The organism is Peribacillus sp. NPDC058002 (assembly GCF_042886655.1).
GTDB lineage: Bacteria > Bacillota > Bacilli > Bacillales > DSM-1321 > Peribacillus > Peribacillus aracenensis.
In genome coordinates this window covers 1-1,001 of the sequence record NZ_JBHVQU010000558.1, presented here as the reverse complement: position 1 = coordinate 1,001, position 1,001 = coordinate 1, and the positions used below count along the sequence as shown (strand labels likewise).

Below are 1,001 nucleotides of genomic sequence, written 5' to 3'. Positions count from 1 at the left end.
GTGTTACCCATGTTCAGTTTATCCCGATATTCGATTTTGCTACAGTCAATGAAATGAAATTGAATGAACCACAATATAACTGGGGATATGATCCACAGAATTATAATGCTCCCGAGGGTTCTTATTCGACTGATCCGTATCAACCAAAAGTCAGGATCAGGGAGTTAAAGGAAATGATTCAAGGTTTACACGATAATGGTTTACGCGTAATCATGGATGTTGTGTATAATCACGTTTATACAGTGGAGGGCTCAAACTTCCATAAACTCGTTCCCACTTACTTTTTTCGCTATAACGCCGACGGCACCTTATCTAATGGAACCGGTGTAGGAAATGACACAGCGTCTGAACGTAAAATGATGCGAAAATTCATCGTTGAATCTGTAACCTATTGGGCGAAGGAATTTAACCTTGATGGTTTTCGTTTCGATTTAATGGGGATTCATGATGTGGAAACGATGAATGAGGTGAAAAAGGCACTGGCAGAAATTGATCCATCTATCATTGTTTTGGGAGAAGGCTGGGATATGGATACACCCCTGGCCCAAGAGCTGAAAGCAAATCAAAAGAATGCTTGTAAAATGCCTGGAATCGCTCACTTTAACGATGCGATCCGTGATGGTTTAAAAGGGTTTGTAATGAATGAACATGATAAAGGTTTCGTGAATGGCAAACCAGGAATGGAAGATATAATAAAAAAGGGCATCGCTGGTGGTTTGAAATATGACGAAGATATAGCAACCTATCAAAGACCAGATCAAGTGATCAATTATGTTGAAGCACATGACAATTATACTTTATGGGATAAGCTTCTCATCACTAATCCAGATGCGACAGAACAGGTACGGAAACAGATGCATAAATTAGCTTCGGCCGTCGTATTACTTTCACAGGGAATTCCAATGATACATGCTGGACAAGAGTTCATGCGTACGAAGGATGGGGATGAAAATAGCTATCAATCTTCCGATTGGATTAACCGGTTGGATTGGAAAAGGAGC

Annotated in this window: 1 protein-coding gene; it reads left to right on the top strand. The window is 40.3% G+C overall.

Annotation, left to right across the window (positions count from 1 at the left end; translation table 11 throughout):
• Positions 1 to 1,001 (top strand): type I pullulanase (gene pulA / locus ACFVSH_RS27085; RefSeq protein WP_387708954.1); only part of this gene is annotated, 1,001 nt, incomplete at both ends.